Here is an 18657-nt window from a genome sequence, read left to right on the forward strand (position 1 = left end):
GTACTATTCGGACTATTAGGAAGCTGATTGTACCTCCGTAGAACGATCTCCCCCTTTTCCCAACCATCTGGAATAACAGACATCAATCGTCTTCCCGGCAATAAAGATGGAGATCAGCGTGTAGACAGAGTGCAATGCATCTGTCGTCAGCCAGGAGGCAATGACGATCAGACTGTTGATCGCCATCATGCAGCGCCCGATCGTAAAGGCAGGCCACACTTTGGAAATGACGACACTGGCAATATCCACTCCCCCTGTCGTTCCTCCCCCGAGCAAAACCAGAGCGATCCCTGCACCGCTGATCACTCCCCCCAGGATGGTCCCCACGATCGGCTGCTGCCAACCGGGCAAGAACTCAAACAGGTAGAGGAAAACGGACAGACTGATCATCCCGCCCAGGCTGCGAATGACAAATTGCCTGCCGACAAACCGATAGCCCAGCAAAAACAGCGGGATATTGAGCAAAAAATAGATCAGCCCAAGCGAGAGCGGCAGCAGATAGCTGACCAGAATGGCAACTCCCCCCAAGCCAGGCGTCATAATCTCGTTCGGCTTCAAAAAGAGGTAGTAGGTGAGGGCCACCAATGCTGTCCCAGCAAAAATGAACCCCCACTCCAGCGATCGCTTCTTGTTAGAAACTCCCTCGCTCATCTTCAAGCCTCCTGCAGATGCGCAGCAACCTCTGCCAATGCATCGATAGCCGCCTTTACCTCTGCCTCGGTATTGTAATAATGAGGAGCAATGCGGATCACATCATTACGGGCCGAGACGATGACATTCCTTTCCTTGAGGAGAGCTTCCGCTTTTGACGCTTGCGGGATGTAGATAGCGGTGTTTGATGCCTTTTGGCTTTTCTCTTTGGGACTGACCACGGTGAGGCCCCTCTCTCCGGCATACGTCACAGCTGTTTCGGAGAGGTCTGACAAGTACGCCTCAATCCGCTCAACACCTACTTCATGGAGAAGGCGCAATGCCGCATTGGCTGCGTAGCCATTGATCATCGGCGGCGTCCCTGTCTCAAATCGGCGCGCACCTGCCGCGTAATCCAGGCAACGAATGTCGAAGGCGAACGGATTCGTACGTCCGAACCATCCAGTGACTGCCGGCTCCAGCTTTTCCGCTACCTCCTTTTTTACATACAGAAACGCAATGCCCGGAATTCCCAGCATGTATTTCTGCATTCCCGTTGCCAGGAAGTCGACATCCATGGCTTTGACATCGATGGCGACGCTGCCCGCAGACTGGTATGCGTCCACGAACAAATAGGAGCCTTTTCCATGCACGATCTCCGCAATTTTTTTGAGATCCTGCTTGAATCCGTTGTAATACGAAACATGGGGGATGGAAGTGATCAGCGTTTGTTCATTGACGAACTGCTCATAGTACGCAAGCGGGATGACGGATTCCTGAGACGGAATAAACTTGACCTGCGCGCCCTTTTTTTCTTGTGCCAGCCACACATGGCCAACGCTCGGAAAATCCATTTCTGTCGTTACGATCTGATTGCGTTTCCCGGCAAAATCGAAAGCGCTTGCAATCGACGAGGCACATTCGGAGACACAAGACAGGACCGCGATTTCTTCGGGTTCTGCGTTGATCAGCTTGGCAAACTGTGTCTTTGCCTCCTCTACTTCAGCCATCCAGCGCATCCAGTCCATTCCGGTATAGCGCAGGGTATCTACATAAGAGTGAATGGCCTCCTCTACCTGACGGCTTAATGCACTTTGAGAACAGCTGGACAGCATTACCTGTTCTTGTAAAATCGGAAAATAGTCACGTTCCTTCGCAAATGGAAACATACACAAAACCCTCTTTCCTCACTGTTTGGTTCATTTGGAGTGAACCGGCACACGGCAGCCGTTGCTGTAGTCCCAATGTAAATGAAATGACGCAATCTTAGCAGTAAAATAGTTTACAACACGGTGTTTTTTCATAAATTTTCTGATAACGCCTGGCTCTAAAAAACCACTTGCCCGGTCATTTCCACGAATGTTCCGTGTACGACCAGGCAAGTGGTGAAAACTGGCATCAAACCCTATGAGACAGACGTAGACGTCGTCTGCTCGCGGCTAAACGAATAACGGTACAGCATCAGGACAACGAGCAACAGAAGTCCCAGCACCAGATAGAGATTGCTGAAAACAGCGGTGTTGGCATATCCGTTCAGCGGATTCCAATAAGTATCTGCCCCTTGGTCAACTACTTGGCTGTAGATGCCAGTCGAGACTGCACCCGCTATAAAACCCATCATCGAAAACAGCCCCATCCCGACGCCAGTCTGTTCTCTCGGAAGAGCCCTCGAGATCGAATTGGAGAGTGAAATCTGCATGAACAATTGCCCTACTGTTCCGAATATGAGGAAGCCGGCGATGAATCCGGGTGACACGCCCACAAAGACCGAAAGCAGCAAAAAGCACAGCAGGATCAGGGCTGAAGCGAGTGTAAACAAGAAGGCATTTCCTTTGGTGTCTGCCAGCTTGCCAGCCCTTCTGCCCAGCATCGCCGAAATCGCCGCAGCCGGAACCATGACAAAACCGATCACCCCTGCTTCCAGCTGATTGACCTCAGCCAACAGCTGCGGCGTCAAAAATGGCAAGGAATATCCCATCCCCATCACCAGCATCCCCATTATCAGCCCCAGCGCATACCGTTTGTTCTTCAAAAGCGAAAGAGATACAAAGGGGTCTTGCGCAAAGCGAACTCGTATAAAAAATGCGATACCTGCAGCCAAACTTCCAGCTGCTGCTCCCCAACCGCCCATCGTAACGGACCATAACAAAAGCGCCACAGCAGCAGCAAGCAGCCCACCGCCCAGCCAGTCAATCGGAGCGCCATTTCCCTGTTGATCATCCAGGTGTCGGCGGTAGAAAGGCAGCGTGAACAGAATGAGAAACGGGACGCAAAACAACCAGCGCCAATGAACGACACTTACAATGAAAGCCGCGAGAATAGGGCCTATGGCATTTCCGATCGCAAGACCTGTAGCGGAGATGCCCAACGCTCGTCCGCGTGTTTCAGGCGGAAAATAACGAACCGGAATCAACATCGCAGTAGCCGGGATGACCGATGCCCCGACCGCTTGCATCGCCCTTCCCGCCAAGACCATCCAATAGGCCTGGGCGCAGAGTCCGACCAGCGAACCGAGCAGAAATACACTCAGCCCAAACGTCAGCAGATTTTTCAGCTTGTAGCTGTCGGCGAGCCTCCCGTACACGACGGAGCCCACTGCATAAAGCAGCATGTAAATAGCCGTAACCCAGCTTACCTCCGAGTAAGAAAGCTGGTACTCCGCACTCATCTGCGGTAGTACAATATTGAACATCATCGCACTCACTGAAGAGATGACCAGTGTAAAAGCGAGGATGCGTATCAAAACCTCACCGGGATTTTTCTGAATGCCTGTTTTCATTTCACGTTTCCCCCTTCCCTCATTTCAGACTACATTATAGAATGGGAGAAAAATAAGTTAAAATATATATATAATTATCGAATGATATACTTTGGTATATGAAAAGGGTGGTGCCAATGGAGCTGTTACAGTTGCTTTATTTTCAAAAAGTCGCCAAATTGGAGCATATGACGAATGCAGCCAAGGAGCTGCGAATTGCCCAACCTGCCCTCAGCAAAACGATCGCCAGGCTGGAAGAAGATCTGGGCGTCCCGCTCTTTGACCGACATCATCGGCAGATCAAGCTAAATGCCATGGGGAAGGCATTCTTGAGCAAGGTAGAGACTGCCTTGACAGCGCTGGAGGAGGGGCGCAGAGAGGTAGCTGATCTCGCGGGGCTGGAACGGGGAAGCATTCATCTGGCCACGACTACCTTGCATCGCTTGTCGAAGCCGATCGGGGCTTTTCGTGAGATGTACCCGGATGTCCATTTCCGCATTACACAGGTGTCTCCGGTAGATTTGCCCAAGATGCCGCAGCTTCTGGACCAAGGAGAGATCGACTTTTGTTTTACGGCGGCATCGCTGGACACGGACGGCATTCAGGAAGAGCCTGTTCTGACGGCAGAAGTTTACCTCGCTGTCCCTGCCCATCACCGATTGGCGGATCGGCAAAGCCTGTTCCTGCGAGAGGTGGCTGAAGATTCCTTCGTGGAATACAAGGTAGGACACCCTTTGCGGAAAACAAATGCTGACATTCTGCAGAAAGCAGGTATTCGCCCAAATATCGTATGTGAAGTTGAGGAGCCAGCCGCATTGACCAGTCTTGTTCAAGCTGGTCTCGGGGTCGCTTTTGTGCCAAGGTGCTCGTCCGATGAGCCGCTTCCCTTTCCCGTTTTGAAAATCGATGACTTCCCCTGTGAGCGCTCCTATTCCATCGCGTGGAAGGAAAAGCGCTACTTGTCCCTGGCTGCCCGCACCTTTCAGGAATTTCTTGTAGCGTATTTTGCGAAAAGTGCCTCGTACTAAGGAAAAGCCCGTACACATGCCCGCTGATCCGTAGGATGGCGGGTATTTTTCATTTGACAATTCTGACACCTCGTAATAACGTAAGGATAACACTAACTACTAAAGAATAGAGGTTATGATGGCGGATCTTTATCGGGAATTGCAGAAGCTCGGTTTTTCTCAATATGAATGCAAGGCCTACATCAGCCTGTTGAAGCATTTTCCGATGACGGGCTATGAAATCAGCAAACGGTCAGGAGTCCCCCGCTCGATGATTTACGAGGTGGTGGGAAAGCTGGTCGACAAAGGTGCGGTGTACACTGTACCATCCGAACCTGTTACCTACGCCCCTCTGTCCGCCAAAGAGCTGATCAGCCGTCAACGAAAAGAATTCGAGCAATCCTTTGACTATCTGGAAAAAGAGCTTGCAGCGCTGGAAAGCGAACAGGAAGTCGATGTCATTCGGCGCATCAGCGGAGATGACCTCGTCGTGGAGGAAATGCTTGACCTGATCGGCAAGGCCGAGGAAGAGCTCTGGCTTTCCATCTGGGAACCGCAAGTCCCGCTCATCCAGGGCGGTATAGACCGACGAGTCAAAGAGGGCATCCAGATCTTTACGATGCTCTTCGGAAAACCGGAGAATCAGGTGGGTGTGACCTTCCATCACAATTACATGGCCCCAGAGGTAGTCGAAAAACGCATGAGCGGTCGCCTGAGCATCGTAGCCAGAGACCAAAAGGAAGTGTTGATCGCCAATTTCGCACCCAATACGGTTGCTTGGGCAGTCAAAACCCAAGATCCGGCACTGGTCCTGGTGGCGGTCGAATACATCCGGCACGACATCATGATGGCGGAATTGACCAAGGAGCTTGGTCCTGAAAAAGTGGAAGCTCTCTGGCGCAACAGACCGGAGCTTTTCCATGTCGTAACGGGCAAACGGTTCAAATAAATTTGGACCGTCTTTTCTTTCCTGTTTTTATAGTAGTTAGCTATATAACACCTATTATATGTATTCAGGGATTGGAGGAGAGGAGATGAGCCAAGAGCACATCCCGATGGAAACCTTGGCAGCAACACGAGGCGATGACACCTTTCTCAAAGGGGTAAAGGATTGCATTCCCACTCTTTTGGGATATTTGAGCATTGGCTTTGCGGCTGGGGTTGTGGAGAAAACGGCAGGACTGAGCATTGCGGAGATTGCTTTGCTCTCGCTCGTCTTGTACGCTGGCTCCGCACAATTTATCGCAGCCGGAATGATCGCTGCGGGCGGTTCGGCTTCCGCCATTATCATCACCATATTCTTTATCAATCTTCGCCATATTTTACTGAGTGCTGCGCTGTCGCCCTTTTTCCGGCATCTTACTCCTTTTCGCAACATGTTGATCGGCTCCTTGCTGACCGATGAGACATTCGGGGTAGCGATCAATGAGACGGCGAGACGCAAGCAGATCAGTGAACGCTGGATGCACGGGTTAAATATCACGGCCTATCTGAACTGGTTCGTCGCCAACCTGGCCGGGGCCTATTTTGGGCAATGGATTTCCAACCCGGAAAAATACGGTCTTGATTTTGCCTTGCCAGCCATGTTCATCGGTTTGCTGGTCCTGTCGATGATCAGCCGCAACAGATTCGTACGGGATGGGGTTGTCGCGCTCAGTGCGGTCATCCTTACAGTGGCAATCTCCCTCGTATTTGGGAGCAATTTGGGGGTAATCGCTGCGACCTTGATCGCAGCTACGATTGGGATGGTGTTGGAAAAATGGAAGTAAGATGGGATATATTGCTGATCATATTGGGGGCCGCCTTGGTGACATTTGTCCCGCGTGTCCTTCCCCTGATGCTGCTGAGCAGGATTGCCTTGCCCGAATGGGGCGTACGCTGGCTGAACCACGTCCCGATCGCGGTCATGGCTGCGTTGATCGGACAGGAGATTTTTCTTCAGGATGGCAAATGGTCGCCGTTCACCTCTAACATCGAGCTGCTCGCTGCACTTCCCACTTTTTTGGTGGCAATCAAGACGCGCAGCCTGCTGGGAACCGTTATCGTGGGGATCGTGACCGTCATGGCTTTGCGCTTTTGGTTCATTTGAACGTAGCTTCATGAGCCATGTGGCGGTACTCCGAAATAAAACAGGGTCATAAAATGGGATAAATATCCATATTATGACCCTTGATGTTACTCAATCGTGATGTCGTACTCCATTGTCTTGGCTGTTGTCCGAGCAATTTCCGAACCAAGCAGTTGTTTAACAATGTGGAATGCCATATTGATTCCGGCAGAAATCCCACCCGATGTCACAATGTTCCCTTCATCAACAAACTTGACATTCCTCTTTACACTGACAGCCGGAAACTCATTCTCGAGTCTATCATAGCTGGCCCAATGAGTTGTGGCCACCTTTCCGTTTAGAAGACCTGCCTTCGCCAACAGAAGAGCACCTGTACAAACGGATGTCATCAGTTGAACATTACCCGCACGCTGCGAAATCCACTGAATGACTTTCTCGTTGTAAATCTCCTTCTCTCTGGCACCAATCCCGCCAGGAATCACCAAAATATCAAAATGCGGCGCATTGTCGAAACTGTAGTCTGGCTGCACTTTTAATCCATTGCAAGCCTGTACTAATTCTCCCGTCTCCGAAACTAGTTTTACGATAAATGGATTGGATTCCGGAGTATCCACAGGCTGATCCGGATATTCAGTAACGGAAAACACTTCGAAGGGACCAGCAAAATCAAGCACCTCAACATCATGGAAGAGAAATATACCTACACTCCACTGTTTTTTCATCATGGCTCACACTCCCAATTCCTATCTATTCCATTTAGTATACCACCCCCTATCTCCTGGTAGGGATTCCAGCTTTTTATGTAACCACGTCCATCAAGTACGAAACTCATTCCTCAATTTGCAATCTCACGGTCTATTCCTTAAGTGAACACAAAAAATAAAGCATAAAGTGGCCAAAACGGCCACTTTATGCTTTACATTACACAACAATATTGGTCCTCTTTCATACCTGTAAGCGGAGAGAGTGGGATTCGAACCCACGCACGCCTCACGACGCCTAACGCATTTCGAGTGCGTCCCCTTATGACCACTTGGGTATCTCTCCATATGGTTTGCAGAAACATTATTTAATATAGCAAAACAATTACACAAATGCAAGTGGCAAATCCTTGCTCCCCCTTGATTTGCGCCTGCTGATCGGACAAACTAGAAAGAGTGTGCTGTCTGCATGGAATACATCATAAACAGGAACCTAACAGAAACGAGGAAAATAAATGAAACGTGAGCGTTTGGATAAAGTGTTGGCCAATATGGGGTTTGGGACACGCAAAGAAGTGAAGGCCCTTGTGAAGCAAAAAGTTGTCGTCGTGGACGGGACAATAGCGACGGACCCGGGCATGCACGTCATTCCCGAAGAACAGGAAATTGTCGTCGATGGCGAGGAGATCAACTACAAGCGCTGGGTATATGTAATGCTGAACAAACCGCCTGGCGTCGTCTCCGCGACAGAAGACAACCTGCACGAGACGGTCGTAGATTTGCTGCCGTATGAATGGGCAATCAAGGTGCATCCTGTGGGACGCCTGGACATCGATACCGAGGGATTGCTGCTTTTGACCAATGATGGACAGTTTTCACATAGCCTGCTCTCTCCAAAGAAGAAAGTGGAAAAGGAATACTTCGCCCGCATCGAGGGCAGGGTCACCGAAGAACATGTCCGGGAATTTGCCAAAGGCGTGGAGCTGGACGATTTTACGACCATGCCTGCCAAGCTGGAGATTCTTTCGTCTGGAGAAGTATCCGAGATCCGCGTCACGATTATGGAAGGCAAGTTTCATCAGGTGAAACGCATGTTTGCCGCGTTTGGATTGCAGGTCATCTACCTGCAGCGTATCCGCATGGGTCCGATCCCGCTCGATACCACCTTGGAGCTGGGCGAATACAGGGAACTCACCGAAGAAGAGCTGGAGCTGCTGCGCCAGCATATTCAGAAATAAATCGAGCAGGAGGGGGTGTCTAACCTCACCCCCTACCTCTCACACCGCCGTACAACCTATGGCAGAATATCGCCGTAGACACCTTATCATCCCTTTTCGGCTTTGAGGTTCCAGAAAGAGAGAACGATATGATAAAAAATTTCCTGATTGCAATAAACCTGCTTATCACCATGAGTGTATTGACGGGGTTTTATTCAAAATCAACCGACACGCTGCAACAGTCATTGGAATCGAACCTTGTTCCCGTATCAGCCATGGAGCTTCCTTCAAAAACCATCATCGGATTTGGAGAGGCTACACATGGCAACAAGGAATTTACTACGCTGAAATCAGATATTTTCAAGCATCTTGTCGAAAACCAAGGATATCGCGTATTTGCCATAGAAGGCGATTTCGGCGGAGGTCAAAAGGTCAATGAATACATAGCCGGAGGAAGCGGAACTGCACAGGAAGCTGCACAAGCAATCGGCTTTACGATTTACCATACGCAAGAAATGGCAGACCTACTAGCGTGGATGCGCTCCTATAATGAGCATCGGGATGCAAAAGATCAAATTCATTTTTATGGCTTTGACATGCAACGCTATGACCATAACAAAAACGGGCTGTTCTCCTATTTAAAGAAGGTTGATCCGGCACTTGCCGCCAAATACGAGACTGCGTTTGTGAATCTGAATGATAAAACGGTGTACGATCAAAAGCTGGCCCTTGTACAGGAGGGGCTCTCCCATATTCAAAACTTGCTGGAGCGGATGAAAGAAAACAAATCCGTTTATACCGCAAAAAGCACGGAGAACGAATATGAATTGGCTCTGGCCTTTGCAGAGGCTATCAAGCAAAACGCTACACTGCGCGGAACGAAAGTGAGCTATAACTACGCCCGTGATTCCTATATGGCGGAAAAAGCGATATGGATTTTATCTTTTGAAAAGAAGCATTACGGCCGCGAAAATATGTTCATAACCGGACATAATGGACACATTGAAAAAACTTCTACGACCGCAGGAACGACGACCTGCATGGGGGCCTACCTTGCCAAAACCTTGGGGGACCAATATTATGCCATAGGAAGTGAATTTTACGAAAGCTCCTTCCTAGCTAATGATGCCATCACCAACGAGAGCAAAGTGTTTACTGTAAAAAATAGTGGGAATGATCGACTCGCTGTTCGATTTGCTCAGACCAACATGCAAAATGGCTTCCTGGACTTTGCAAAGGCAAGACATGATGAGCATTTCCTTGCTTACCTGAATAAAGCCCAGCCCATCAGTGCAATCGGCGCCGTCTTTAGTGAATGGTATGGGAAAATGGAAAAGATGTATACATTGCAAATGATTCCGGCAAAAGCATTTGATGCCATGATTTTCGTACGAACCGCCACTCCTTCGGTCATGGTAACGGATTAATCGAATGAACGAAGAGAATGCCCTTCCGCTCATGCAGAAAGGCATTCTCTTTCCAGTTTTATTCGTCAGCAGAGCTAGCCCGCTTTTTGCGCAGACCGCGAAAAAAATCCTTCAGCAATTGCCCGCACTCTTCGGCAAGCACGCCCTCTACCACCGGAACCTGATGATTGAAGCGAGGTTCCTCCAGCAGATTCATCAAAGTCCCGGCACATCCTGCTTTGGGATCGACTGCCCCGTATACGACCTGCTCAATCCGGCTTTGCACAATCGCCCCTGCACACATGGGACAAGGCTCCAGTGTCACGTACAAGGTGCAGCCGATCAACCTCCAGCCGCCCAGCTTTGCACTGGCCTCCCGAATCGCGATCATTTCAGCATGGAGTGTCGGGTCCTTCTTCGTCTCCCGCAGGTTATAGCCCCTGCCGACGATTTCCCCGTCGCGAACGATCACCGCCCCGATCGGCACCTCACCGATTGCCGCCGCTTTTTTGGCTTCCTCTATTGCGGCACGCATATAGGTCTCATGCTGCCCATGCATCTCCATCATCACTTTTGACTGAAGACGCCTTCAAACACCAGGGACTCCAAAGGTTGGCGTGTCGATGGCTTCTCCCGCTCCTGCAAGGCTTCCGGCAATTCTTCCTTCACTCCCTGATACCCAATCGCAATCACGATTTGTGGTTCGTATTCGGATGGGATACCCAAGTCTTCACGCGCTTTTTGCGGATCGAACCCACCCATGGCATGCGTGACCAGACCTTGGCGCGTCGCCTCCAGCGCCAAATAGCCCCATGCTGCTCCAGCATCTAACGCATGGGAACGAAGGGCGGTTCCACGCGAGCTGATGGTTTTGGACAAAAGCAGGACAAGTACAGGAGCCTTCTCGCACCAGATGCGATTGCCTTCTGCGATAAACGGATAAAAACGCTCCTTGTCTTCTTGCGTCCGAGCTACGATAAAACGCCAAGGCTGTTCGTTGCTTCCAGACGGTGCCCAGCGCGCCGCTTCGAACAGGCGGGACAATACCTCATCGGAGACGGGGTCGGTCTTATACGAACGCGGAGACCAGCGATTTAAAAAAACAGGGTCAATATCATGGCCTGCTTGTCGATTTTCTTTTACTTCAGGTGTCAAAACATTCCCTTTCATGATGATTCATACCTCCCTGGATTTTTTGCCAATCCCTACCGTCCTGTTCCCATTCACATACTCTTAGCGAGATTACATACATTAATGGTGTAAGGAAATGGGTACAAGTGACAGAAATCCTCGTTTTGGAGGGATGCGAGTGGGCTTAACCTCGACCAACCACCTATTTGACTCTTTTCATAGCCCCACCAAAGGACGATTAGCCAAAGAAGATGTATTTTCCCTGATCGAACAGACCATCGCTTCCCATACAGGACCTTTCGAAATCATCGTGGGAGCCGATTCCCAACTGAAAAGCCGCGGTACTTTTTTTGCGCTCGTCATCACCGTGATCCGGCCAGGACATGGCGGAACCTTTTTTTATCACAAGTTCCAGGAACGTCGCTACTCATCCTTGCAACAGCGCATCTTTCAAGAGGCTGTCTACGCTGTGGGATTGGCTACGGAAGTACGTCAATACCTTCGCGACCATCAGCTCGACACCCCGGTCCGGCTCCATTTTGACATTGGCACGAACGGACCTACTCGTAAGTTTATCCAGTCCCTTCTCAGCCTAGCAGCTTCGAACCACTTTCGCGCAGAGATAAAGCCCCATTCCTTCTGCGCCTCCACGATTGCCGACAAGTTTACCCGTTAACGAGATTTCTACAGCGGAGCGCTGCCACCAGCGTGCCCGCTATTTTTCTGCCGCTTTCCTCTATTCGTTGTCTCCTCTGCGATCTCCTACCTTCCCAGCCTTCCCCAAGTGTCGATTGCTTTTTCCCAAGAATCACGCATATCTTTCCAAAATCTTTTATATAGTAACGATAATCCAATAGAAAAACCGGAGAGATCTGGGGTGAGGAAGATGGCGGGAGAAGGTGGGCAAGCTCGACCTTATACCATCACGCGGATTCTGAACCACAACGTCGTCCTGGTCGAGGAATCCTGCTCTTCACAGGAAATCGTCTTGTTCGGAAAAGGAATTGGCTACGGGATCAAACCGGGGGAAACGGTACAAATCACGGATGCTCGTGTTGAAAAACGCTTTCGACTGGAACAGGAGCACCATCAAGTGCAGTACCAGGCGATGCTGAACCAGGTCGATCCCGCTGTCGTCGGCATTGCCGAGGAAATTATCGCACTTGTAGCTCAGGAGATTACTCCCGTCTTGAATGAACACGTCCATGTCGCATTGCCGGATCACATTCACTTTGCTATTTATCGGCTGCGCAATGGGTTGGAGATTGTGAATCCCTTTTTATTTGAGGTTCAAGCCTTGTATCCCAAAGAATACCTCCTCGCCGGGCGAGCAGGCGAGATGATTCAGAAGGCTTTTTCCCTGGGTATTCCCGAGAGCGAGATCGGTTTTCTAGCCCTGCATATTCACGCAGCCGTCAGTCACACCCCGGTCAACAAAACCGTCCAGCTTACGCATTGGACCGGCGAATGGGTGAGCCTGATCGAGGAACGCGCTCAACAGCAGATCGACCGAAGCTCTGTAGATTACGTCCGGCTGATCACACATTTGCGCTTCACTGTCGAGCGGGTCCAACAGCGAAAGCCCATCAAAAACCCTCTGCAGGATCGGGTCAAAGCCATGATTCCAGACGTTTATCCCATAGCCGAAGCCCTTTGCGCATCCATCGCAGAAAAGCTGGGCGCATCTGTGCCAGAAGATGAGGTGGGCTATCTCGCCCTGCATCTGTACCGTATGTTCTATCGTCCAAATTGAATATTCACCCTGCGTGTTACTAGCTCGACTAGGCATGAGCAGCTATCCGTGACAGACGCCATCCATGCGTCTGCCAAAAAGCTGCTTCATGCCTATTTTACTTGGCACATCATCAAAGGAGGCGCTTATGCTGTTCCGATTATTCTCCCGCAACAATCCGCAAAAGGAAATCAACGTCCTGGCTCCCTTGACTGGCAGCGTACTGCCCCTGTCCCTCGTGCCCGACCCGGTATTTTCCCAAGACGTGCTGGGCAAAGGAGTGGCCATCTCGCCCACTGATGAGCTTCTGACATCACCTTTGACAGGCCGAGTCACGCATCTTTTCCCGACGCATCATGCTATCGCCATAACCAGCGACTGCGGTCTTGAGCTTCTTCTGCACATCGGAATCGATACGGTAAAGCGAAAAGGAGAGGGCTTCTCTGCGGTCGTGTCGACAGGGGATCGGGTAACGGCTGGAGATGCCTTGATCCGTTTTGACAGGATGCTTTTGCAAAAAGCGGGATTCTCCCTTGTTACGCCCGTCATCCTTACCAATCCCGATGCCATCTCCCGCTTGGAAGTAACGGCAAATGAGCAAGTGACAGCCGGGAAAGACACATTGATGCGTATCTTGCAGAAATAGCTTCTCTTCACAGGTTCGGTCTTGCCTCTCCGCTCTCCATCTCCTGCTTTCTTCCCGTCCTTTATTCCTGGAGAGGCATGCTGATACAACTTTCATCCAAGGAGGGTTTACTCATGCTTGCCTTTTTGCAAAGGATTGGGAGGGCATTGATGCTTCCCGTCGCCACGCTCCCGGCTGCGGCGCTATTGCTTCGCTTCGGGGCGATCAACTACGAGACCGAGTTTCATATGGGGGCATCGGTCGGAGGCTTTCTCAACCAGCACATCGCTCCCTTCCTGTTTGCCGGCGGTTCAGCTATCTTTGACAACCTCCCGCTGATTTTTGCTGTCGGTGTCGCCATCGGCCTGGCTGGAGATGCGGTCGCTGCTCTGGCTGCGGTCATCGCTTATATGGTCCTCACTTCGGTCCTTACCAAAGTGCCTGGGGCCATCCCGTTTATAGCCGAGGATGCCAAGCTGAACATGGGAGTTCTAGGCGGAATTCTGGCCGGAGGGATTGCCGCTTACTTCTACAAAAGGTATCACACGATCAAACTGCCGGATTGGCTTGGGTTTTTTGGCGGAAAACGTTTCGTCCCGATCATCACTTCCATCGTGATGGTGCTGATCGGCATCGTGTTTGGGATCATCTGGGGGCCGATTCAAGAGGTTCTCGATAATGTGGGGAACTGGATAGTAAGTCTGGGGGCCATCGGAGCCGGATTGTTCGGATTCTTGAACCGTTTGCTGATTCCTTTCGGGCTGCATCACGTCCTCAACGCGATCGCCTGGTTCCAGATCGGCGAATATACGGACGCGACCGGGAAAGTCATCAATGGCGACCTCCACCGCTTCTTCGCTGGCGATCCTTCGGCGGGACTGTTTATGACCGGCTTCTTCCCGATCATGATGTTCGCATTGCCGGCCGCTGCACTGGCGATCGTCCACACGGCCAAGCCTGAGAATCGAGCGGTCATCGCCTCCATCTTTATGGGGACCGCACTCACCTCATTTTTGACAGGTGTGACAGAACCGCTGGAATTTGCCTTTATGTTCGTGGCCCCCATGCTCTATGTCGTGCATGCTGTCCTGACCGGGTTGTCCGGCTATATCGTGACCGCGATGGGGATCAAGCACGGTTTTGGCTTCTCTGCAGGATTTATCGACTACGTCGTCAATTTCCCCCTTTCCACCAATGCATGGGAGATCATCCCCGTGGGTTTGGCCTTTGCCGTCGTCTACTACTTCCTCTTCCGTATTCTCATCGTCAAAATGAATATCATGACCCCCGGCAGAGAGGACGATCCAGGCGAGGCGCTTGCAGCAAGCGGGTTCAGCTCCATGCGGGAAAAGGCGGAACAGGTACTCGCCAGCATCGGGGGGAAGGAAAATATCATCCAGGTGGAAGCATGCATTACTCGTTTGCGCCTCCACGTGAAAAATGAGAATTTGATACAGGAAAAAGCGCTCAAGGATTTGGGCGCCGCAGGAATCATCAGGCTCGGCAAAGGTCAGGTGCAGATCGTCTTTGGCACCCAGTCTGAGCTGTTGAGAGATGAGATCATGAGATTGTAAGAAAAGCTGCAACCTATTTGGAGTGGGGCGAATCTTCCTGACGTTGCAGGGAGGTGCGCCTTTTTTATATTTTTTCGGTCTTTCCCGCCGCTTCCGCCTGCAGCTGCTTTTCAAATCGAAGGAGCCGCATCACAAAGTCATCGCATGCGTCCTTGCTTTGCGGAGCCATCATCTTGATTTCATATCCGATCGTCTTCTTCCAAATCTCTAACTGGCGCAGGTTGGCATCGTATGGTTTCACGGAAATTCACCCCTTGTCTCCCTCTTCTCGTGCTTGCTGATTCAGCAATACGTACGCCCGAACAGATCTTGCAGCCCGCAGTGCAGCTTTTTCGCCAAGATCGGCAGATGGCCTGCCTTAAACTCGTATTCGCCCTTTTCATATTTCAGGTAGGAAGAAGCATGCTTGAACCCTAGCGATTCAGCCATCTCCTGTTGAGTCAATCCTCGTTCCAGCCTGCGTTGGATGATGTAAGCGAGATCGATTTCCTCCATTCGCTATGATCCTCCTATTATAAATAGAAAATCCTGACATTTTCATCATATCGTTTCTGTTTTAACAAAGTCAATACAATGATTGTTATTTCGACAAAATCTGTTTTTTCCGTTTTGGAAAATTGTTAAAATGAAATTGCCATTATGGAAAGGTGGTACCAGCATGTCAGTGATAGGCAAACGTATCAAATGGCTTCGCGAGCAAAGAAAATGGTCCCAGCTCGAATTGGCCGAGAAGCTGGGGATTCATAATACGGTCCTATCCCGCATTGAATCCGGTGAAAAAAAGGGAGTCGACCATCATCTCATCTCCCAGGTTGCCGATTTATTTGAGATTTCGACGGACTTCCTGCACGGCAGAACAGACACCCCCGCTCCTTTCTGGCAACAAGCCTCCGTTCGTGAGGAGCACGCTCCGTTTCTGAACCTGGAGGGGTTGAGTCTGGATGATCTGGAAGAAGTGCGGACACATATCGAATATTTGAAATGGAAAGCCAGGAAATCCAAATAGGAAGAGGCTGACTCGAAAAGATCGTGATGAAAAACGACCTTATGAGTCAGCCTCTTCTATTCATCTTCGCCTGATTGCGCAACATCATCCAACTCGATCCACGTTTGGCACCAGCTTTCAATTTCCTTTAACGCCGGTCCCAAGGCAAGCCCTTTTTGCGTCAGCGAATATTCTACGCGAACTGGTGCCGAGTCCGTATACACCTCGCGATGCACCAGACCTTCTTTCTCCAGATCCTTCAATCGTTCCGAGAGCAGCCTTCCGCTGATCGGCAGAGCGGCTTCCAAGGCGCAAAATCGCTGCGGCCCCGACAGCAACTGGTAGATAATAAGCCCTGTCCAGCGTTTGCCGAGTAGCTGCATGCCTTTTTCGAACCTAGGACAGAGGGAAGACTGTTTCATACCTATCACCTCATTCTCCTTCCAGTATACCGCTGTTTTTGAAATCCATCAAAACGAATGAACTGGGCTGTCTCCAAATGCCGAAACTTGTCTCCTTATTTTGGGAATAAAGATTGGGTTGACTTCATATATTATTATTGTATACTAACTAATGAAAAGTAATCAACTTACGTTATAACTTTCTGGAGGTTGTACACACATGAATCAACGTTTTGAATGGAGCTTACTCTTGATACGCGTCGTGGCAGGGGTCACATTTCTGGTCCACGGTATCGTCAAATTCCAAATGGGCTTGGACAACGTCGCCGGTTTCTTTGGCAGCCTGAGTCTTCCTGCTTTTCTCGCTTATCTCGTAACCTTTTTGGAAACAATTGGCGGACTTGCGCTCATTCTCGGTTTTGGTACGCGCGTCTTCTCCGCTTTGCTGGGAATCGTGATGATCGGAGCGATTTTTACTGCCAAGCTTGCCGGCGGATTTTTGGGAGATGGCACCGGTGCCGGTTACGAGTTGGACCTCGCGCTGTTGTCTATGCTGCTTGCTTTGGTCATCAGCGGAAGCTCGCGTTATAGCGTCGATTCGATGTTCTCAAATCGTAAAGCATCTTGACCAATACTCGAGAAATATGGTACTTTTTTAAATGTCATGACATATATGTCATGACATTTATTTGTTGGAGGGGATTTTTTGAGACTGGATGACGCATTGGGATTCGCCATCAACAATACGGGACGAGCCATGACGCGCCTCCTGATGACCGCATTCGCCCCCTATGATGTGACACCGGAACAATGGTCCATATTGAAGCGATTGGAAGAAGGCGATGAAATCTCCATCAAGGAGTTAAGCAAGCGAGTAGGAAAAGATCAGGCCAATGTGACGAGAATTTCCGACTTGCTGGAACGCAAGGGGCTGATCATGAAAAAACCAAATCCGGAAGATAAACGATCATCACTCGTTTGTTTGATGGATGAGGGGAAGCAAATCATTCGCCTGCTGGACCCGATCGATGAGCAAGTCCATCAGGTTGTTTTGAAAGGGATAGCCGAGCATGAGATGGAGTTGCTAAAACAATTGCTTGCCAAAATGAGAGAAAATTGTAACGCGGAGCTTCAAGGTTAGACGACTAAGCGTTTCCGCGGGGATTGGAGAGATCATCATTGGAAAGACAGCCCCTGTGGCGCAAAGATTTTATTAGTATTTGCCTTAGCAGCTTGTTTCTTTTTATTACGTACTATGCCCTGGTGGCTACGCTGCCGATCTATGTCATGGAGATATTGAACGGCGGTGACCGGGAAGCAGGATTGACCTTGACAGCCTTTATCATCGCGGCCGTCCTGTTTCGGCCGTTGGCAGGCAAATGGGTGGACGAGCTTGGCAGAAAAAAGATATTCCTCCTCTTCTCCGCTGTATTTATGGTATCCACGTTTCTGTACTTCGGGATCGCGAGCCTCGTGTTTTTGCTCGCTCTTCGCTTCGTTCACGGTGTAAGCTTCGGCTTTGCTACGACGGCCATGGCTGCTATTGCTACCGACCTGGTTCCCGACGAGCGAAAAGGGGAAGGGATCGGCTACTACGCGATGTTTATGAATATTGCGATGGTGATTGGCCCGTTCATGGGGTTGACGATCATGCACCAGCTCAGCTTTACGACGCTCGTGGTGATCTTGTCACTATTGTCTATTCTTTCTTTCGTATGCGGCGGGCTCACACGCGTTCTCGAACACAAACGCTCCGTGAAGCCAACAGCCAACAGAGCCTTTCATTGGAAAAATTTCATTGAACCGGGTGCCGTACCTATCTCCCTGACTGCTTTGCTGCTTTCTTTTGCCTATAGCGGACTGCTCTCTTTTATTCCTGTTTATGCAAAAGAGCTGGGGATGATGGAGGTCTCGAGCTATTTCTTTGTCATTTATGCCATTATGATTGTTGTATCCCGTCCTTTTACCGGGAGATTGTTTGACCGGATGGGGGAAAACATCGTCGTATACCCCAGTATCATCCTGTATGCCATCGGATTGATTCTCCTGAGTCAAGCACATACGCCGACCATGTTTTTGGTGGCGAGCGGCGTGATCGGACTCGGGTATGGCAGTGTTTTTCCGAGCTTTCAAGCCATCGCGATCAAATCTTCCCCGACGGAACGCCGCGGCTTGGCGACCGGGACCTACTTTCTCTTGCTGGATACCGGGATGGGTGTAGGGTCGTTCGTACTCGGGATCATTGCCTCGTCTACGAACTATAGCTTCATGTATGTACTGTCTTCTTTGGTAGTTGTATTTGGGGGGATTGTGTATTATACCTTGCATCATAAAAGGGCTGCGAGAAGGAAGCGGCAGGAAGGTTTGCAGGTTGTGAAGGAATCGGTGTAAAAAGGAAAAACTGAACTGCACCCCGTCAAGT

23 protein-coding genes and 1 tRNA gene are annotated in these 18657 nt (G+C 50.2%); 14 read left to right on the forward strand and 10 right to left on the reverse strand.

Features of this window, described 5'->3' with window-relative positions; genetic code table 11:
• Positions 1-15: 15 nt before the first annotated feature.
• From EDM58_RS21185 to EDM58_RS21195, 3 genes are all read right to left on the reverse strand, one after another.
• Positions 16-651 (reverse strand): YitT family protein, encoded by a 636-nt coding sequence (locus tag EDM58_RS21185; protein WP_122915096.1) that lies wholly within the window; start codon positions 649-651, stop codon positions 16-18.
• A gap of 2 nt (positions 652-653) precedes the next feature.
• A complete protein-coding gene (locus EDM58_RS21190; RefSeq protein ID WP_122915097.1) occupies positions 654-1799 on the reverse strand; it encodes an aminotransferase class V-fold PLP-dependent enzyme in 1146 nt (381 codons plus the stop codon).
• A gap of 236 nt (positions 1800-2035) precedes the next feature.
• Positions 2036-3409, reverse strand: a complete 1374-nt coding sequence (locus EDM58_RS21195) for an MFS transporter (protein ID WP_122915098.1) — start codon at positions 3407-3409, stop codon at positions 2036-2038.
• A gap of 116 nt (positions 3410-3525) precedes the next feature.
• Between EDM58_RS21195 and EDM58_RS21200 the strand changes: the two genes are divergently transcribed.
• The 4 genes from EDM58_RS21200 to EDM58_RS21215 all read left to right on the forward strand — a co-directional run bounded on the left by EDM58_RS21200 (position 3526) and on the right by EDM58_RS21215 (position 6484).
• Positions 3526-4416, forward strand: a complete 891-nt coding sequence (locus tag EDM58_RS21200) for a LysR family transcriptional regulator (RefSeq protein WP_122915099.1) — start codon at positions 3526-3528, stop codon at positions 4414-4416.
• Positions 4417-4534: 118 nt separating this feature from the next.
• Positions 4535-5344, forward strand: a complete 810-nt coding sequence (locus tag EDM58_RS21205) for a TrmB family transcriptional regulator (RefSeq protein ID WP_122915100.1) — start codon at positions 4535-4537, stop codon at positions 5342-5344.
• Between the two features lie 85 nt (positions 5345-5429).
• Positions 5430-6164 (forward strand): AzlC family ABC transporter permease, encoded by a 735-nt coding sequence (locus EDM58_RS21210; protein WP_122915101.1) that lies wholly within the window; start codon positions 5430-5432, stop codon positions 6162-6164.
• Positions 6155-6484, forward strand: a complete 330-nt coding sequence (locus EDM58_RS21215; protein ID WP_122915102.1) for an AzlD domain-containing protein — start codon at positions 6155-6157, stop codon at positions 6482-6484. Before EDM58_RS21210 ends, EDM58_RS21215 begins: the two co-directional genes overlap by 10 nt.
• An 86-nt stretch (positions 6485-6570) precedes the next feature.
• On the opposite strand, the gene EDM58_RS21220 is transcribed toward EDM58_RS21215, so the two are convergent.
• Both EDM58_RS21220 and EDM58_RS21225 read right to left on the reverse strand, forming a co-directional pair.
• Positions 6571-7185 carry a DJ-1/PfpI family protein gene (locus tag EDM58_RS21220; RefSeq protein ID WP_122915114.1) on the reverse strand — a complete coding sequence of 205 codons (615 nt, stop codon included), beginning with the start codon at positions 7183-7185 and terminating at the stop codon, positions 6571-6573.
• Between the two features lie 236 nt (positions 7186-7421).
• Positions 7422-7510 (reverse strand) — tRNA-Ser (locus EDM58_RS21225).
• Between the two features lie 169 nt (positions 7511-7679).
• Here EDM58_RS21225 and EDM58_RS21230 point away from each other — a divergent pair.
• Complete coding sequence (locus tag EDM58_RS21230; RefSeq protein ID WP_122915103.1) at positions 7680-8402, forward strand: pseudouridine synthase; 723 nt, start codon at positions 7680-7682, stop codon at positions 8400-8402.
• A 128-nt stretch (positions 8403-8530) separates the two neighbouring features.
• Entirely contained in the window at positions 8531-9808 is a 1278-nt protein-coding gene (locus tag EDM58_RS21235; protein WP_122915104.1) for an erythromycin esterase family protein, read from the forward strand.
• 58 nt (positions 9809-9866) lie between these two features.
• Here the strand turns inward: EDM58_RS21235 and tadA are convergent, their stop codons facing one another.
• Together tadA and EDM58_RS21245 are read right to left on the reverse strand one after the other, a co-directional pair.
• Positions 9867-10346, reverse strand: coding sequence for a tRNA adenosine(34) deaminase TadA (gene tadA, locus EDM58_RS21240; protein WP_425455632.1), 480 nt, complete (start codon positions 10344-10346; stop codon positions 9867-9869).
• Positions 10347-10354: 8 nt separating this feature from the next.
• The gene (locus tag EDM58_RS21245; RefSeq protein WP_023558974.1) at positions 10355-10957 is read right to left on the reverse strand and encodes a nitroreductase family protein; all 603 of its coding nucleotides are present in this window, start codon (positions 10955-10957) and stop codon (positions 10355-10357) included.
• A 133-nt stretch (positions 10958-11090) separates the two neighbouring features.
• Here EDM58_RS21245 and EDM58_RS21250 point away from each other — a divergent pair, with 133 nt between their 5' ends.
• The 4 genes from EDM58_RS21250 to EDM58_RS21265 all read left to right on the forward strand — a co-directional run bounded on the left by EDM58_RS21250 (position 11091) and on the right by EDM58_RS21265 (position 14849).
• Positions 11091-11594 carry a ribonuclease H-like YkuK family protein gene (locus EDM58_RS21250; protein WP_246000932.1) on the forward strand — a complete coding sequence of 168 codons (504 nt, stop codon included), beginning with the start codon at positions 11091-11093 and terminating at the stop codon, positions 11592-11594.
• A gap of 210 nt (positions 11595-11804) precedes the next feature.
• Positions 11805-12671 (forward strand): BglG family transcription antiterminator, encoded by an 867-nt coding sequence (locus EDM58_RS21255; protein ID WP_023558976.1) that lies wholly within the window; start codon positions 11805-11807, stop codon positions 12669-12671.
• A gap of 127 nt (positions 12672-12798) precedes the next feature.
• Positions 12799-13296 carry a PTS sugar transporter subunit IIA gene (locus EDM58_RS21260; protein ID WP_122915106.1) on the forward strand — a complete coding sequence of 166 codons (498 nt, stop codon included), beginning with the start codon at positions 12799-12801 and terminating at the stop codon, positions 13294-13296.
• Positions 13297-13409: 113 nt separating this feature from the next.
• Positions 13410-14849, forward strand: a complete 1440-nt coding sequence (locus EDM58_RS21265; RefSeq protein ID WP_122915107.1) for a PTS transporter subunit EIIC — start codon at positions 13410-13412, stop codon at positions 14847-14849.
• Between the two features lie 64 nt (positions 14850-14913).
• On the opposite strand, the gene EDM58_RS25865 is transcribed toward EDM58_RS21265, so the two are convergent.
• Positions 14914-15090: a hypothetical protein gene (locus EDM58_RS25865; protein ID WP_023558979.1), complete on the reverse strand. Its 177-nt coding sequence runs from the start codon at positions 15088-15090 to the stop codon at positions 14914-14916.
• A 41-nt stretch (positions 15091-15131) separates the two neighbouring features.
• Positions 15132-15344: a helix-turn-helix transcriptional regulator gene (locus tag EDM58_RS21270; protein WP_122915108.1), complete on the reverse strand. Its 213-nt coding sequence runs from the start codon at positions 15342-15344 to the stop codon at positions 15132-15134.
• 163 nt (positions 15345-15507) lie between these two features.
• On the opposite strand from EDM58_RS21270, the gene EDM58_RS21275 reads away from it, so the two are divergent.
• Positions 15508-15855: a helix-turn-helix domain-containing protein gene (locus EDM58_RS21275; RefSeq protein WP_122915109.1), complete on the forward strand. Its 348-nt coding sequence runs from the start codon at positions 15508-15510 to the stop codon at positions 15853-15855.
• A gap of 56 nt (positions 15856-15911) precedes the next feature.
• On the opposite strand, the gene EDM58_RS21280 is transcribed toward EDM58_RS21275, so the two are convergent.
• A complete protein-coding gene (locus tag EDM58_RS21280; RefSeq protein WP_122915110.1) occupies positions 15912-16256 on the reverse strand; it encodes a winged helix-turn-helix transcriptional regulator in 345 nt (114 codons plus the stop codon).
• A gap of 199 nt (positions 16257-16455) precedes the next feature.
• Between EDM58_RS21280 and EDM58_RS21285 the strand changes: the two genes are divergently transcribed.
• From EDM58_RS21285 to EDM58_RS21295, 3 genes are all read left to right on the forward strand, one after another.
• A complete protein-coding gene (locus tag EDM58_RS21285; RefSeq protein WP_122915111.1) occupies positions 16456-16863 on the forward strand; it encodes a DoxX family protein in 408 nt (135 codons plus the stop codon).
• 78 nt (positions 16864-16941) lie between these two features.
• A complete protein-coding gene (locus tag EDM58_RS21290) occupies positions 16942-17376 on the forward strand; it encodes a MarR family winged helix-turn-helix transcriptional regulator (protein ID WP_122915112.1) in 435 nt (144 codons plus the stop codon).
• A gap of 38 nt (positions 17377-17414) precedes the next feature.
• Complete coding sequence (locus EDM58_RS21295) at positions 17415-18626, forward strand: MFS transporter (protein WP_122915113.1); 1212 nt, start codon at positions 17415-17417, stop codon at positions 18624-18626.
• Positions 18627-18657 lie beyond the last annotated feature (31 nt).

Source organism: Brevibacillus panacihumi (assembly GCF_003710985.1).
Taxonomy (GTDB): Bacteria; Bacillota; Bacilli; order Brevibacillales; family Brevibacillaceae; genus Brevibacillus; species Brevibacillus panacihumi.

What these genes read in the sequence shown, in the direction of transcription:
- EDM58_RS21185 (WP_122915096.1), bottom strand. Translation starts at nt 651, where the DNA reads ATGAGCGAGGGAGTTTCTAACAAGAAGCGATCGCTGGAGTGGGGGTTC.
- EDM58_RS21190 (WP_122915097.1), bottom strand. Translation starts at nt 1,799, where the DNA reads ATGTTTCCATTTGCGAAGGAACGTGACTATTTTCCGATTTTACAAGAA.
- EDM58_RS21195 (WP_122915098.1), bottom strand. Translation starts at nt 3,409, where the DNA reads ATGAAAACAGGCATTCAGAAAAATCCCGGTGAGGTTTTGATACGCATC.
- EDM58_RS21200 (WP_122915099.1), top strand. Translation starts at nt 3,526, where the DNA reads ATGGAGCTGTTACAGTTGCTTTATTTTCAAAAAGTCGCCAAATTGGAG.
- EDM58_RS21205 (WP_122915100.1), top strand. Translation starts at nt 4,535, where the DNA reads ATGGCGGATCTTTATCGGGAATTGCAGAAGCTCGGTTTTTCTCAATAT.
- EDM58_RS21210 (WP_122915101.1), top strand. Translation starts at nt 5,430, where the DNA reads ATGAGCCAAGAGCACATCCCGATGGAAACCTTGGCAGCAACACGAGGC.
- EDM58_RS21215 (WP_122915102.1), top strand. Translation starts at nt 6,155, where the DNA reads ATGGAAGTAAGATGGGATATATTGCTGATCATATTGGGGGCCGCCTTG.
- EDM58_RS21220 (WP_122915114.1), bottom strand. Translation starts at nt 7,185, where the DNA reads ATGAAAAAACAGTGGAGTGTAGGTATATTTCTCTTCCATGATGTTGAG.
- EDM58_RS21230 (WP_122915103.1), top strand. Translation starts at nt 7,680, where the DNA reads ATGAAACGTGAGCGTTTGGATAAAGTGTTGGCCAATATGGGGTTTGGG.
- EDM58_RS21235 (WP_122915104.1), top strand. Translation starts at nt 8,531, where the DNA reads ATGATAAAAAATTTCCTGATTGCAATAAACCTGCTTATCACCATGAGT.
- tadA (WP_425455632.1), bottom strand. Translation starts at nt 10,346, where the DNA reads ATGCATGGGCAGCATGAGACCTATATGCGTGCCGCAATAGAGGAAGCC.
- EDM58_RS21245 (WP_023558974.1), bottom strand. Translation starts at nt 10,957, where the DNA reads ATGAAAGGGAATGTTTTGACACCTGAAGTAAAAGAAAATCGACAAGCA.
- EDM58_RS21250 (WP_246000932.1), top strand. Translation starts at nt 11,091, where the DNA reads ATGCGAGTGGGCTTAACCTCGACCAACCACCTATTTGACTCTTTTCAT.
- EDM58_RS21255 (WP_023558976.1), top strand. Translation starts at nt 11,805, where the DNA reads ATGGCGGGAGAAGGTGGGCAAGCTCGACCTTATACCATCACGCGGATT.
- EDM58_RS21260 (WP_122915106.1), top strand. Translation starts at nt 12,799, where the DNA reads ATGCTGTTCCGATTATTCTCCCGCAACAATCCGCAAAAGGAAATCAAC.
- EDM58_RS21265 (WP_122915107.1), top strand. Translation starts at nt 13,410, where the DNA reads ATGCTTGCCTTTTTGCAAAGGATTGGGAGGGCATTGATGCTTCCCGTC.
- EDM58_RS21270 (WP_122915108.1), bottom strand. Translation starts at nt 15,344, where the DNA reads ATGGAGGAAATCGATCTCGCTTACATCATCCAACGCAGGCTGGAACGA.
- EDM58_RS21275 (WP_122915109.1), top strand. Translation starts at nt 15,508, where the DNA reads ATGTCAGTGATAGGCAAACGTATCAAATGGCTTCGCGAGCAAAGAAAA.
- EDM58_RS21280 (WP_122915110.1), bottom strand. Translation starts at nt 16,256, where the DNA reads ATGAAACAGTCTTCCCTCTGTCCTAGGTTCGAAAAAGGCATGCAGCTA.
- EDM58_RS21285 (WP_122915111.1), top strand. Translation starts at nt 16,456, where the DNA reads ATGAATCAACGTTTTGAATGGAGCTTACTCTTGATACGCGTCGTGGCA.